Origin of the sequence: Cellulomonas pasadenensis (assembly GCF_047229365.1) — a bacterium.
Classification (GTDB): domain Bacteria; phylum Actinomycetota; class Actinomycetes; order Actinomycetales; family Cellulomonadaceae; genus Cellulomonas.
This window is the reverse complement of the sequence record NZ_JBFTEP010000021.1, coordinates 1-14,759: the sequence shown is the minus strand read 5'-3', so window position 1 is coordinate 14,759 and position 14,759 is coordinate 1. Positions and strand designations below refer to the sequence as shown.

The following is a 14,759-nucleotide window of genomic DNA, read 5'->3' as shown; positions in this document are numbered from 1 at the left end:
TGCGCCCGCGGCACGGGCCGGAGTTACGAAGCGTTTCGGGTGGGTGCGTCGCGGCTGCGACGTCGGCATGCTGACCCGCGGGCGTTTCGATATCGATATCGACGTCCGCGTCGCGGGCCACCGCGACGGCACCCGGCGTCGAGGAGGACACCGATGCACCCGTTCCGCGTGCTGCGCACCGCACGCCGGCGGCTCACCGCCGCCGTCGCGGCGCTCGCCCTGGCGGCCGCCGGCGGCGCCGCGCTCACCGCCACGGCGCTGCCCGCGCAGGCGGCGTCGCTCGTCGAGGTGTCCGGCTTCGGCACCAACCCGGGCGGCCTGCGGATGCACCTGTTCGTCCCCGACCGGCTGCCCGCGAACCCCGGCGTCCTCGTCGTCGTGCACTACTGCACGGGCAGCGCGCAGGCGATGTACAGCGGCGCGCAGTTCGACGAGCTCGCCTCGCAGCACGGGTTCATCGCGATCTACCCGAGCACGAACCGGCCCGGGAACTGCTTCGACGTGTCGTCGGCGAACGCGCTCGTGCGCGACGGGGGCAGCGACCCGCAGAGCATCGTGCAGATGGTGCGGCACGTGCAGTCCCGGTACGCCACCGACACGAGCCGCGTCTTCGTGACGGGCGTGTCGTCGGGGGCCATGACCACGCAGCTGCTGCTCGCCGCGTACCCCGACGTGTTCGCGGCCGGCGCGGCCTTCGCCGGCGTGCCCGCGACGTGCTTCGTGACCAACCAGCCGAAGCCCGGCACCACCGCGCAGGCCGGCTGGAACAGCGAGTGCGCGCAGGGGCGCCGCGTGCAGTCGGCGCGGCTGTGGGGCGACGCCGCGCGCGCCGCGTACCCTGGGTACACCGGGCCGCGCCCGCGCGTGCAGCTGTGGCACGGCGTGAACGACGAGACCTTGAGCTACGTCAACCACGGCGAGGCGGTCAAGCAGTGGACGGACGTGCTCGGGCTGCCGAGCACGCCGGCGTCCACGGAGACGATCGGCAACCGCACGCGGCAGCGCTACGGCGGCACGGGTGACCAGGCGCCGCTCGAGGCGAACAGCCTGGCGAACACGTCCCACAACCTGCCCGTCGACGCCGCCGCCGCGATCCGCTTCTTCGGCCTCGACCGGCCGGGGCCGACGACGTCGCCCACCCCGACGCCCACGGTCACCCCCACCGCCACGCCCACGCCCACGCCGACGCCGACGGCCACACCCACGTCCACCCCGACCGCGACGCCCACCGGCGCCTGCTCCGTCACGTGGGGCGTCAACCAGTGGAACACCGGCTTCACGGCCACCGTGACGGTCCGCAACACCGGCACCGCCGCGGTCACCGGCTGGACGCTCACGTGGGCGTTCCCGTCGGGGCAGCAGGTGACGCAGGCGTGGAGCTCGGTCGTCACGCAGTCCGGCGCGCAGGTCAGCGCCCGCCCCGCCGCCTGGAACGGGACGATCCCCGCCGGCGGCTCGGTCCAGATCGGCTTCAACGGCACCCACACCGGCACCAACGGCACCCCGACCGGGTTCGCCCTGAACGGAACGGCCTGCTCCCTCGTCTGACGGGTGGACGTCCGATCCGTGCACGTCCGACCGACATAACCGTTTCGTGACGGTGCGGGGCCGCCCCGGCGCACGCCAGGGTGGCCACGCACCGCCGCCGACAGCCAGGGGGTCATCCCATGTCCACACCCGCCACCACGTCCACCACGCCCGCCGGCACGGCCGGCACCGCGCTCACCGACCGCTTCGCGGGCGCGGACCGCCCGGCCGCACCCGCCCCGCGCGGCGCCCGCGTCGTCGCGACCCTGCTCCTCGTGCTGGGAGCGCTCTTCGTGCTCGGCGGTGCCGGCACGTGGGCCGTCACCGCGGCCGGCCTGTCGAGCGAGGGCGTGACGGTCGCCGAGAGCGCGCCCGCGTTCGTCGGGGCCGCGCTCGACACCCCCTGGGAGGCGTGGGCGCAGACGGAGGCGATCCGCAGCGACGTCCTCGCCGCGACCGACGGGCGCTCGTACGCCGAGCTCGACCGCGACGACCCGCTGCGCGACATGGCGACGACGGGCACCTTCCTGCGCGCGTCGCTGCTCACCTCGGTCGTCGCGTTCGGCGTCGCGACCGCCCTCGTCGGCATCGGCGTGGGCTTCCTGCTCGGCGGCCTGGGCCTGCGCTCGGTCGCCGGGGCGCGTGCCGCGGCCTGACGCCCGCAGCACGACCTCACGGGTCAGCCCGGCCGTGGACGCCGACCGGGCCCCCGCGCACCCGCCCGTCGCGGCGCCGGTCACCGGCACCGCGGCGGGCGGGCGTGCGTCCGCCGCTCTCCCCGGCGACGAGCCCGCGACCAGCCCGGCGACGAGACGGACGACGCCCGGCTCGCACGCACAGCCGACGCCCGGCTCGCGGGAGTCGGCTCGCGGAGCTCAGCTCGCGGCGGTCACCGGCCGGAGCGGGCGACCCACGCGGGACGCGCCGGTGACGGCGCCGATGATCTCCTCGTAGCTCGCCGTCTGGGCGTCGAACGAGCCGTTGTTGCGCCCGTGCCGCAGCACCTCGACACGGTCGGACACCGCCCGCACGTCGTTCATGTTGTGGCTGATGAGGATGACGCCGAGGCCGAGCTCCCGCAGCCGCTCGATGTACGTGAGCACCTCGGCGGTGTGCGCGACCGACAGGGCGGCCGTCGGCTCGTCGAGGACGACGAGTCGCGGCGAGCCGAGCAGCGTGCGCGCGATCGCGACGGACTGCCGCTGCCCGGCGGACAGGTGCGACAGCGGCGTGCGGACCGACGGCACGCGGCTCGTCAGGTCGCGCAGCACGGACCGCGCCATCGCCTCCATCCGGCTGTCCTGCATGACCCCGGCGCTGCGCATCTCGCGGCCGAGGAACAGGTTCGCGGTGACGTCGAGGTTGTCGCACAGCGCCAGGTCCTGGAACACCGTCGCGACGCCGAGGCGCTGCGCGGCCTTCGGGTTCGGGATCGTCACGGGTACGCCGTCGATCTCGACCAGGCCGGAGTCCGGTACGAGCACGCCCGCGACGACCTTCGCGAGCGACGACTTGCCCGCGCCGTTGTCGCCGACCAGCGCCACGACCTCGTGCGCGTGCACCTCGAGGTCGACGTCGACCAGCGCCTCGACGGCGCCGTACCGCTTGGTGATGCCGCGCATCGACAGCAACGGCGTGCGCGTCCTCTCGACCATCTCCGGTCCACCTGCTCCCCGTCGGGCACGTGACACGTGCAGTGAATCCCCCCGTCCCGGCGTCGTCAACCGACGGCCGCCCGTCTGTCGTCCTCGTCCTGCGCACGCTCGTCGTGCGGGTCGTGCTCGCCGTCCCCCACCGGTCCCGCGACGGAGAGGTCCGCCGCGTCCTCCACCCGCACCGGCACGTCGGCGGACTGCAGCGCCAGGACGAGCGCGCCCACCACCTCCGCCCGGCCGCCGAGCTCGGCGGGCACCACCTCGAGCGGCGCGATCTGGTTGAGCAGCACGCGGCGCCGGATCGCGTCGCGCATCGGCTGCAGCAGCACCTCGCCGGTCTCGGCGAGCTCGCCGCCGACCACGACGCACTGCGGGTTCACCGCCATGCCGAGGCCGGCGACGACGGCACCGATCGTCGCGCCCGCGTCGGCGACGACCTGTGCGGTGCCGGGGTCGCCGTCCCGGGCGCGCGCGATGACGTCGCGCAGCGTCAGCGGCCCCTGGCTCGCACGGAGGGGCTCCACGAGGGCGGCGGCCCCGACGACCGTGTCGAGGCAGCCGCGCGAGCCGCACCGGCAGATGAGCCCCTGGGGGTCGACCTGCACGTGCCCGATCTCGCCCGCGGTGCCGGCGAAGCCGCGGTGGACGCGGCCGTTGATGACGATGCCGCCGCCCGTGCCGTACGACGCGCGCACGTACACGGCGTCGCGGTACCCCCGGGCGGCGCCGAGGGTGTACTCGGCGAGCGCGCCGAGGTTCGCGTCGTTGTCGACGTGCACCGGGCGGCCGAGCCGCTTGCCGACGACCTGCGCGAGGTGCTCGCCCTCCCAGCCGCGGAGCACGCCGGGCACGGAGACCATGCCGGTGCTGGCGTCGACGGGCGCGGGCACGCCGATGCCGATGCCCACGACCTCGTCGAGCTCGCTGCCGATGCGCTCGAGCAGGTCGACGACGAGCAGCGCCGCGCGGTCCAGGCTCGTGTCGGAGCGGTGCTCGTGCGGCAGCGGGAGCGACTGCTCGGCGACGACCTCGTGGGCGAAGTCGCCGAGCACGACGCGCAGGTGCCGGTGGCCGATCTGGATGCCGACCGCGAGGCCCACGCGGCGGGCGAGCGTGACCATCTGGGCACGCCGCCCGCTGCGGGTGGTGACGGCGGTGTCGACGACCCCCGCGGCCAGGAGGTCGCGGACGATCGTCGACACCGTGGCTGCCGACAGGCCGGTGGCGGCGGCGAGCTCGACCTGCGTGAGGCCCCCGTAGCGCTGCACCGTGGAGACCACGAGCGCCTTGTTCGCCTCCCGCAGGGACGACTGCGAGCCCGCTGCCGCCGCCCGCCTGCTCACCGGGGCAACCTACCGTTCCGTGCGTGCGGACCGGCGCGCTAGCGCGTGCCCGCGCGCCGCTTGTTGATCAGGTCGAACGCGACCGCGAGCAGCAGCACGAGGCCCTTGATCACGGCCTGCCAGGACGGGTCGACCGACATGATCGACAGGCCCATGTTGAGCACGCCCATGATGAGCGCACCGATGATCGCGCCGGAGATCCGGCCGATGCCGCCGGTGACGGCCGCGCCGCCGATGAAGCACGCGGCGATGGCGTCGAGCTCGAAGTTGGCGCCGGCGCCGGCGGTGGCCGCACCCGAGCGGGCCGTCGTCACGACGGCCGCCACACCGGCGAGCAGGCCGATGTTCACGAAGATCCAGAAGTCGACGCGGCGCGTGTTGACGCCCGACAGGCCCGCCGCGAGGCGGTTGCCGCCGATCGCGTAGATGTGCCGGCCGAACACCGTGCGCCCCATGAGGAACGAGTACGCGACGACGAGGACGCCGACGAGCACCAGCACGATCGGGGTGCCACCGGCCGAGAACGACAGGATGACGGTGAGGACCCCGATGCCGACCGCGATGAGCGCGAGCTTGGTGACGAACAGGCCCATGGCCTCGACGTGCAGGTCGTGCTTGCGCAGCGAGGTGCGCGCCCGCAGCTGGGAGACCACGATCGCCGCGACGGCGAGCGCGCCGATGAGCAGCGTGACCACGTCCATGTTCGACGCGAAGCCGAGCACGTTGGGCAGGGAGCCCTTCGAGATCGCGATGAACGACGCCGGCAGGCCCGCGACGGTCTCACCGACGACCGCGAGCGCGAGCCCGCGGAACACGAGCATGCCCGCGAGGGTGACGATGAACGCGGGCACCCCGACGTACGCGACCCAGAAGCCCTGCCACGCGCCGACGACGCCGCCGATCGCGATGCCGAGCAGCACCGCCACGACCCACGGGACGTCGAAGTCGCGCATGCTCACGGCGACCACGCCGCCGACGAAGGCGACCACCGAGCCGACCGACAGGTCGATGTGCCCGGCGACGATCACCATGACCATGCCGATGGCCAGGATCATGACGTAGGCGTTCTGCTGGAACAGGGCCGCGACGTTGTTGGCGAGCAGCAGCTTGCCGTCCGTCAGGACCTGGAACAGCAGGACGATGACGATGAGCGCGCCGAAGATGCCGTACTGGCGGGCGTTGCCGCCCAGGCCCTGCAGGCGCTGCCCGATCGACTGCCGCGGGAGGTCCGGCGGCGTCGGGGAGGAGATGTTGACCTCGGTCCTGGTGCTCATCGGGCGATCCCGTCCTTGTCCATCGTCATGTAGTGCATGAGGCGCTCCTGCGAGGCGTCGGCGCGGGCGACCTCGCCCGTGACGCGGCCCTGGCTGAGCGCGTAGATGCGGTCGCAGATGCCGAGCAGCTCGGGCAGCTCCGAGGAGATGACGAGCACGCCCTTACCGGCGTCCGCGAGCCGGTTGATGATCGTGTAGATCTCGTACTTCGCGCCGACGTCGATGCCGCGCGTCGGCTCGTCGAGGATGAGCACGTCCGGATCCGCGTAGATCCACTTGCTCAGCACGACCTTCTGCTGGTTGCCGCCGGACAGCTTGCCGACGACCGACGCCACGCTGGGCGCCTTGATGTTCATGTCGCGGCGGTACTGCTCCGCGACGCGGCCCTCGCCCTGCCGGTCGACGACGCCCAGGCGGGACAGCTTGCCGAGCGCCGACGCGGACACGTTCCGCTCGATCGTGTCGATGAGGTTCAGGCCGTACCGCTTGCGGTCCTCGGTCGCGTACGCGATGCCGTGGTTGATGGCCTGCTGCACCGTGGACGCCTGGATCTCCGCGCCGTCCTTGTACAGCCGCCCGCTGATGTGCGAGCCGTAGGACCGGCCGAAGACGCTCATCGCGAGCTCGGTGCGACCCGCGCCCATGAGGCCGGCGAGGCCGACGATCTCACCGCGGCGGACGACGAGGTTGGCGCCGTCGACGACCTTGCGGCTCTGGTCGACGGGGTGGTGCACGGTCCAGTCCTCGATGCGCAGGACCTCGGCGCCGACCGTCGACACGTGCTCCGGGAACCGGTTGTCCAGCGGGCGGCCGACCATGCCGCGGATGATCCGCTCCTCGGTGACCGGCTCGGCGCCGTGCATCGGCATCGACTCGATGGTCTGCCCGTCGCGGATGATGGTCGTGGTGTCGGCGATCGCCTCGATCTCGTTCAGCTTGTGGCTGATGATGATCGACGTGATGCCCTCGTCCTTGAGGCCGCGGATCAGGCCGAGCAGGTGCGCGCTGTCCTCGTCGTTCAGGGCCGCGGTGGGCTCGTCGAGGATGAGCAGGCGCACCTCCTTCGACAGGGCCTTCGCGATCTCGACGAGCTGCTGCTTGCCGACGCCGATGTCGACGATCTTCGTGTCGGGGCGCTCGTCGAGGCCGACGCGCGCGAGGAGCCGCGCCGCCTCCGCGTTCGTGCGGTTCCAGTCGATGACGCCGCGCTCGGTGCGCTCGTTGCCGAGGAAGATGTTCTCGGCGATCGACAGGTAGGGCGAGAGCGCGAGCTCCTGGTGGATGATGACGACGCCGCGCCGCTCGGAGTCGCGCACGCCGCGGAACTCCTGGACCTCGCCGTCGAGGACGATGTCGCCCTCGTACGACCCGTGCGGGTAGATGCCGGAGAGCACCTTCATCAGCGTCGACTTGCCGGCGCCGTTCTCGCCGCAGATGGCGTGGATCTCCCCGCGCCGCACGGCCAGGGTGACGTCGGACAGCGCCACGACGCCGGGGAACTTCTTGGTGATGCCGCGCATCTCGAGGATGTGCTCGGTGTCCATGTGTCCTCAGCTAGGGTCCGCCGCGGGCCGGCCGGCCCCGCCCCCGCCGGGTGGCGGGGGCGGGACCGGCCGAGCGAGCGGTTCCGATGGGTGCGGGTCGTCCGGGCCGGTCAGAGACCGAGGTCGTCCGCGGTGTAGAACTCGGAGTCGACGAGCGAGGACTCGACCGTGTCCGGGGTGACGACGACGGGCGGCAGGAGGTAGGTCGGGACGACCTTCACGCCGTTGTCGTAGGTCTCCTCGTCGTTGACCTGGACCTCGTCGCCCTCGATGATCTGGCCGACCATCTTCGCGACCTGGTCACCCAGCGTGCGGGTGTCCTTCCAGACCGTCATGGACTGCTTGCCGGCGAGCATGTTCTGCACGTTGGCGAGGTCGGCGTCCTGACCGGTCAGCACCGGGTAGTCCGGGCCGGGCGCGTAGCCGTTGCCCGCGAGCGCCTGGGCGATGCCCAGCGCGAGCGAGTCGTTCGGGGACAGGATGACGTCGACCTGCTGGCCGCCGCCGTAGAACGAGTTGAGGCGGTTCTCCATCTCGGCCTGGGCGGAGTCGGAGCCCCAGCCCTGGATGCCAATGCTCTGCCAGTCGTCGTTCGAGGCCGGGGCCTTGCCCGACGGGACGACGAGCTTGCCCTCGTCCACGAACGGCTTGAGGACGTCCCACGCGCCGGAGAAGAAGAACTTGGCGTTGTTGTCGTCCGGCGAGCCGGCGAACGGCTCGAGGTTGAACGGGCCCGCCGCGTTCTCGAGGTCGAGCTGCTCGACGATGTACTCGCCCTGCATCTTGCCGACCTCGTAGTTGTCGAACGTCGCGTAGTAGTCGACGTTCTCCGAGTCGTTGATGAGGCGGTCGTAGGCGATGACCGTGATGTCCTGCGACGCGGCCTGCTCGAGCACCGGGCCCAGCGTCGTGCCGTCGATGGGGGCGATCACGAGGACGTCGGCGCCCTGGTTGATCATGTTCTCGAGCTGGGTGATCTGCTGGTCGACCTTGTTGTCGGCGTACTGCAGCGTCGTCTCGTAGCTCGCGCCCTGCAGCAGCTCGTCGAGGTGCGCGCCGTCACGGTTCCACCGCTCGAGGCTCTTGGTGGGCATCGAGATGCCGACCAGCGTCTCCTCGGGCGCGGCCGAGGCGTCGCCGCCGTCCGAGCCGGAGTCGCGCTCCTGGCTGCACGCGGCGAGGGACCCGACGAGCAGACCGGCGGTGACCAGACCTGTCGCAGCCTTCTTCCAACCCAGTGACATCGTTGTCTGCTCCTTCTCGTACCGCAGTCGGGCCGGGCACCCGTTGCCCGGTCCGGTCGTCGTCGCGGCTGCTGTGCCGGCGACGCGACGCGGCGTCGGTTGGATTCAAGACCTGAAGCCTTGAGTTGCGCAACTCCCGTTACCACATCGTGTCCTGCGTGATCCGAACGCGTTGTACGTCCCTCCGCCGCGTCACGCCTGGTCATGACAACGCGCCGGGTTCATGCCCCGAAGGCATGAACCCGGCGCGTCCGTCGGCGCGGTACCCGTCCGGTCTAGTCGAGCAGGCCCCGCCACCACGCGAGGACGTCGTCGAGCGCCCCACCGGGGTACGGACGCCCGAGCGACGGCGGCACGCGCGGCGCCTCCTCCACCAGCACCGCCACCGTCCGCGGCGGCACCGTCACCGTGCCGGCCGCCCGCTGCCACGTGGTGCCGAGGACGACCGGGTCGGACCCGTGCCGCTGGACGGGCGACAGCGCGTACCGGCGGCCCGCGAGCGCGTCGACCGTCTGCGTCGTCGGCTCGTCGGAGGCGTTCACGACGACGAGGAGGCCGTCGAGGCGGCGGTCGACGTCCGTGCGCCACCGCCCGGCGGACCGGTCGTAGCCGGTGCGGTCGTCGACGTGCATGACGACCACGCCGGGCGTCGCGTCCGGGCCGGAGCCCGGGAACGTGACCTTCTCCCGGATCAGCCGGGCGTCGCCGAGCCGGAACAGCCGGGTGGACGCACGCAGCTCGAGCAGCTCCGTCGCGGCGTCGGCGGCGGTGGCGATGTCCTGCGGCGTCGGCACGAGCGCCGGGTCGGCGAGCAGCGGCCGCTGGAACGGCCACTTCGCCTCGTTGTCGGGTGCCGGCGGCAGGCCGCGCCCGAACCCGTTGGTCTGCTGCGACCAGTCGAGCGGGTTGAACCAGTCGCCCGAGTCGTAGCTGTTGCGGTCGAGCGACTTCGAGCGGAGCAGGTCCGCGCCCGCGTGCCAGAACGACGGCGTCTGGGCCAGCGCGGTCGTCGCCAGCGAGACCGTGTTCATGCGCACCCGGTCCGCCATCGGGGTGTCCTGGGGCAGCTTCAGGTACAGGTTGTCGAACAGGGTCTCGTTGTCGTGCGCGTCGACGTAGGTGACGACCTCCTCCGGGGAGTCGGCGTACCCGGCCGGCCGTCCGTTGTAGTCGATCTGGTCGCCGCGCCGGAGCTCCCCGTCGCTCGTGCGGAACCGGAAGTCGCGCAGGTTGCCCGCCATGCCGAGGCGCACGAGGTCGGCCTGGTGCCGCACGCGGGCGAGCTGCTCCGCCTCCGTGCCGTTGACCGGCGCGCCGTTCGGGTCGGTGTACGCGCCCGAGCCGAGGCCCTGCAGGCGCGGGTCCTCGTCGAACGGGCCGCCGCCGCGGACGGCGTCGCGCAGCCGGTCGGAGAACGTGCCGATCCCGGTACCGCCGAGCTGGCCCTGCGTGGCCTGCTCGAACAGCCTGTTCCCGGCCACCTCCCCGAAGTCCCACCCCTCGCCGTACAGGTAGACCCTGCGTCCGTCCACGCCGTCGCGGCGCGGGGTCAGCTCGTCGAGCGCGGCGCGGACCCGCTCCATCGTCTGCCGCGAGTGGTGGCCCATCAGGTCGAACCGGAAGCCGTCGACCTTGTGGTCCCGGGCCCAGGTCACCACGGAGTCGACCATCATCTTCTCGGCCATCGCGTGCTCGGTGGCGACGTTCTGGCAGCAGGTGGACGTCTCGACCTGACCGGTCGCGTCCAGCCGGTGGTAGTACCCCGGGACGACGCGGTCCAGCACGCTCTTCGCGTCCTGCCCGCTCGCAGCCGTGTGGTTGAACACCTGGTCGAGCACGACCTGCAGGCCGTCGGCGTGCAGCGCGCCGACCATGGAGCGGAACTCCGCGAGGCGGGCGCCGCCCGTCGCGTCGACCGCGTAGGACCCCTCCGGGACCGTCCAGTGCCACGGGTCGTAGCCCCAGTTGAAGGCGTCCTGCCCGGCGACCGCCGTGACGCACGCCTGCTGCTCGGTCGAGTCCGGCGGCAGGGACGCCAGGTCGCAGCCCGGGGTCGCCTGCCGCGACCGGTCCTCCTCGATCGACGCGATGTCGAACGTCGGCAGCAGGTGCACGGTGGTCAGGCCCGCGTCGGCGAGCCGGCGCAGGTGGTCGCGCCCGTCGCTGCGGCGCACGGCGAACGCGCCGTACGTGCCGCGCAGCCGCTCGGGCACGGTGGCGTCCGCGATCGAGAAGTCGCGCACGTGCAGCTCGTAGATCGTCTGGTCGACGGGCCGCACCACGGGCTGGGCGGCCTTCTCCCACTCCTTCGGCCGGTAGCGCGGGTCGTCGAGGTCGACGAGCACGCCGTGGGTGCTGTTCCGGGTGAGGGCCACCGCGTACGGGTCCGTGACGCGGTTCACCTCGACCTTCCCGGTGGTCGGCGCGTAGACCGTGACCTCCCACAGGTAGGCGGCGCCGGCCCAGGCCTTCGCACCCGACACCGTCCACGCCCCGTCACGCTGCCGCTCGGCCGCCACGCGGGTCGGCTCGGCGGCCGTGTCGAGACGGCCCCTGCGGTCGGCCGGCCACACCAGCAGGTCGACGTCCTGCGCGGTCGGCGCCCACAGCGCGAGGCTCGGGGCGCCCCGGCGCCACGTCGTCCCCAGGGTGCGGTCGGTGGCGCGGTCCGCGTACAGGTCGTCGAGCACGCCCGGCACCTGCACGCCGGTCACCGCCTGCCCGGTGCCGTCGGCCGCCGCCTGGCGCACGAGCAGCTCACCCGTGAGCAGCCGCTCCACCGTGGCGGGATCCGCGTCGAGGCGCAGGCCGACGTACCCGGCGAGCGCCGGGAAGCGCTCGGCCACGTCGGCAGGCAGCTCCACCGCGGTGAGCGGGTGCTCCTCGCCCCCCGTGACCGCGCCGTCGACGACGTCGAGGCCGCCGGCCGGGTCGCCGTGCAGCGTGAAGGTCAGGTCCGCCGCCTCCGTCCCCGGCGCCACGAACGACGCCGGCCAGGCCAGCAGGTCGCGCGCCACCCAGTGGGCCGCGGCCTCGCCGGTGCCCGGCAGCGGCGGCTCCGCGTCACCGGCCGCGACGGTGAGCACGTGCGTGGCCAGGTCGTACGTGAAGGTCACGGGCACGCCCCCGGGCGTCGTGAACGGGATGTTCGCCCCGCCGCGCACGCCGCCGGCGCCGTAGTCCTCGTCCCACGACAGGCCGTGGGCGACCTTCACCAGGTACGAGCCGGCGGGCAGGTCGCGCGCGGTGAAGACGGCCGTCCCGTCGGCGTCGCCGTCGATGAGCACCGCGGCCAGGCAGGCCGGGTCCCAGTCCGCCGCGCAGCCGAGCTCGCTCTGCGCGCTGCCCGGCAGGGTGAGCAACGGCCCCTGCGCCGACGACGTCACCTGGTGCGTGGCGTGGTCGTAGACGAACGTGACGTCCTGCTCGCCCTCGCCGGTCACGGTGAACGGGATGTTCGCCCCGCCGGGCACGCCGCCCGCGCCGTAGTTCTCGGTCCACGCGCCGCCGATCGCCACCTTGTACTCGTACTCGCCGGGCGGCAGCGACAGCGTGCCCTGGTACACGGTGCTGCCCTCGCCGCCCGCGCGCGCGAGCGTCACGGCGGGGCAGTCCGCCACCCAGTCCCCGCCGCACCCCAGCTCGGAGTTGTGGCTGCCCGGCACCGTCACCAGGAGGTTCTCCGGCTCCGGCTCGGGCTCCGGGACGACGCCGTCGACGGCCACCCCGACGCTCGCGAACGTGGAGGCGGCGCTCCGGTGACCGGTGACGTCCTCGCGCACCGCGCGGTACTCCACGAGCGTGCCGGGCGCCAGGTCGGTGACGTCGTGGAAGACGCGCGGCGACGTCGTCTCGGCGGTGCCGAGCGCCGTCCAGGCGTCCGCCCCGACGACCCGGTAGGCGAACGACGTGGTGGCCAGCGCGTCGTCGTCGACCCGCGCGGCCACCGGTGCCGTCCCGGTCACCGCGGCGCCCGGGCCGGGGACGGTGAGCGTCACCGCGTCGTCGCCGCCGTCGGTGACCGGGGCGTCGGCCCGCAGCACGAGCGCGCCGAGGGCGGGGACGGTGAGGGACACCGTGCCGTCCTCCGCCGCGGTGACCGGCTCCGCCGGCACCGTGCCCGTGCCGGAGGTGGCGAGCAGCGGCGTGAACTGCGCGCCGGGCGTGAGGGTGTCGACGGTGACGGTCGTCGGGGTGGCGGCGCTGCTCGTCGCGACGAGGTGCTCGACGTCGTCGTCGCCGACGCGGGAGAACGCGTACACCGGGCCGTCGGCGTACCGCTCGACCTGCGCCCCCGCGGTCAGCGCCGGGGTACTCGAGCGCAGCTCCGCGAGCCGCGCGACGTGCGCGTACAGCGCGGTGTCCGTGTCGTACCGGTCCACGGAGCCGGCGGTCGTGCCGTCGAGCAGCGCCTGGTCGGCGTACTCGTCCACCTGCGTCGCGAACAGCGACTGGCGGGCGTCCTTGTCCCTGCCGTCGAGCGGCCCGTCGCCGACGAAGCCCTGCTCGTCGCCGTAGTAGACGACCGGCTGCCCGCGGGTGAGGTACATGAGCGTGTGCGCGAGGCCCGACCGCTCCTGCGGCTGCCCGGCGTCCTTGACCATGACGCCGATCCGGCCCATGTCGTGGTTGCCGAGGAACGTGGGCAGCGCGTGCGCGTTGCTCGTCGGCGTCGTGTAGAGGTCGTCGCTCGCGTACAGCGCCCGCAGCGCGCCGGCGGAGCCGCCCCGGGCGTAGCCGGCCGCGGCGGCCTGGAACGAGAAGTCGAGGATCGCGTCCATGTCGGTGTCGCGCACGTACGGCGCGGTGAGCCGCGCGTCGGCGTCGTACACCTCGCCGAACATGAAGAAGTCGGGGTTGCCGACGGACGCCGCGTGCTCCGCGATCGCCGTCGTGAACGTCTCCCAGAACTCGCGGTTCACGTGCTTGACGGTGTCGATGCGGAAGCCGTCGATGCCGAGGTCCACCCACGCCTCGTAGACGTCGACGAAGCCCTGCACGACGTCCGGGTGCTCGGTCATGAGGTCGTCGAGGCCGTCGAAGTCGCCGTACGTCACCGACTCACCCGTCCACGTCGAGTTGCCGCGGTTGTGGTAGAGAGTCGGGTCGTTGAGCCAGCCCGGGACCTTGAGGTCCGCGTCGGCGGGGTCGACCACGGGCGTGTACGGGAACGACGTGGCCGGGTCGAGGGCCGGGAAGTCGTCGGTGCCCGCGAACGACGCCGGGTCGAACACCTCACCGGACGCGTCGCGGTACGGCTCGGCGGACTGCTCGACGTAGCCGTACTGCTTCTCCGCGTAGTCGACGACGTCGGCCGTGTGGTTCGTGATGATGTCGAAGTAGACGTCGATGCCGCGCGCGTGGGCGTCGTCGATCAGCGCCTCGAGCTCCGCGTTCGTGCCCAGGTGCGGGTCGATCTGCGTGAAGTCGGTGACCCAGTAGCCGTGGTACCCGGCCGAGGCGTTCGCGCCCTCGCCCTGCACGGGGCGGTTGAGGAACGACGGCGTCAGCCAGATCGCGGTCGTGCCGAGACCCTCGACGTAGTCGAGCCGCTCGCGCAGGCCCGCGAGGTCGCCGCCGTGGAAGAAGCCCTTGTCGGTCGGGTCGAGCCCCGTGGCGAGCCGGTCCCCCGTCAGCCCGCCGGTGTCGTTCGACGGGTCGGCGTTGGCGAACCGGTCGGTCATGACGAAGTAGAACTGCTCCCCCGCGCCCGGGTGGCGCACCGGGTCCGCGACCAGCCCGGCGTCGGCGTCGGTGTAGCCGCCGCGCAGGTCGGTCACCGTGACGGCCGTGCGGTGCGTCGCCTCGTCGTGGGTGAACGTCAGGTCGGCCGGGCCGGCGACGACGAGCGGCGTGTTCGCCGCACCGCCGTCCGCGCCGTAGGCGGCGTCCCAGCCGTCGTCGAGCGCGACCTTCCACTCCCACGTGCCCGCCGGCACGCGGAACGTGGCGGCGTGCCGGCCCGGCACGTCGGTCGGGGCGAGCTCGGTCGCCGCGCAGGCCGGGTCCCAGTCGGCGGCGCAGCCGAGCTCGCTCTGCAGGTCGCCGACGAGGGCGACGCCGCCGGGCGCGGCCGAGGCGGCGGTCGGGGCGAGGGCGCCGGTGTGCCCGCTCGTGGTCCAGTCGACCGTGAACTGCAGGTCGCTGCCGGCGACGTCGAACGGCCCGTCCT

General features: G+C 73.1%; 8 protein-coding genes. 2 read left to right on the top strand and 6 right to left on the bottom strand.

The genetic code is table 11. The features are described 5' to 3' along the window. The first annotated feature begins 153 nt into the window (after positions 1-153). Both AB6N23_RS04900 and AB6N23_RS04895 read left to right on the top strand, forming a co-directional pair. The gene (locus AB6N23_RS04900) at positions 154-1,548 is read left to right on the top strand and encodes an extracellular catalytic domain type 1 short-chain-length polyhydroxyalkanoate depolymerase (RefSeq protein WP_412864973.1); all 1,395 of its coding nucleotides are present in this window, start codon (positions 154-156) and stop codon (positions 1,546-1,548) included. Positions 1,549-1,667: 119 nt separating this feature from the next. Further along, on the top strand, positions 1,668-2,183 hold the full coding sequence (locus tag AB6N23_RS04895) for an aromatic ring-opening dioxygenase LigA (RefSeq protein WP_412864972.1): 516 nt from the start codon (positions 1,668-1,670) through the stop codon (positions 2,181-2,183). 219 nt (positions 2,184-2,402) lie between these two features. Here AB6N23_RS04895 and AB6N23_RS04890 read toward each other — a convergent pair whose 3' ends face one another. The 6 genes from AB6N23_RS04890 to pulA form a co-directional block, all read right to left on the bottom strand. Continuing rightward, a complete protein-coding gene (locus AB6N23_RS04890; RefSeq protein WP_412864971.1) occupies positions 2,403-3,182 on the bottom strand; it encodes an ATP-binding cassette domain-containing protein in 780 nt (259 codons plus the stop codon). A gap of 65 nt (positions 3,183-3,247) precedes the next feature. Then, positions 3,248-4,525 (bottom strand): ROK family transcriptional regulator, encoded by a 1,278-nt coding sequence (locus AB6N23_RS04885; protein ID WP_412864970.1) that lies wholly within the window; start codon positions 4,523-4,525, stop codon positions 3,248-3,250. Between the two features lie 38 nt (positions 4,526-4,563). Then, positions 4,564-5,799 carry a multiple monosaccharide ABC transporter permease gene (gene mmsB / locus AB6N23_RS04880; RefSeq protein ID WP_412864969.1) on the bottom strand — a complete coding sequence of 412 codons (1,236 nt, stop codon included), beginning with the start codon at positions 5,797-5,799 and terminating at the stop codon, positions 4,564-4,566. Next, entirely contained in the window at positions 5,796-7,343 is a 1,548-nt protein-coding gene (gene mmsA / locus AB6N23_RS04875) for a multiple monosaccharide ABC transporter ATP-binding protein (RefSeq protein WP_412864968.1), read from the bottom strand. The genes mmsB and mmsA overlap by 4 nt, the downstream gene beginning before the upstream one ends. 110 nt (positions 7,344-7,453) lie before the next feature. Continuing rightward, positions 7,454-8,587: a multiple monosaccharide ABC transporter substrate-binding protein gene (gene chvE / locus AB6N23_RS04870; RefSeq protein ID WP_412864967.1), complete on the bottom strand. Its 1,134-nt coding sequence runs from the start codon at positions 8,585-8,587 to the stop codon at positions 7,454-7,456. Positions 8,588-8,862: 275 nt separating this feature from the next. Further along, entirely contained in the window at positions 8,863-14,727 is a 5,865-nt protein-coding gene (pulA, locus tag AB6N23_RS04865; protein WP_412864994.1) for a pullulanase-type alpha-1,6-glucosidase, read from the bottom strand. Positions 14,728-14,759: the final 32 nt, after the last annotated feature.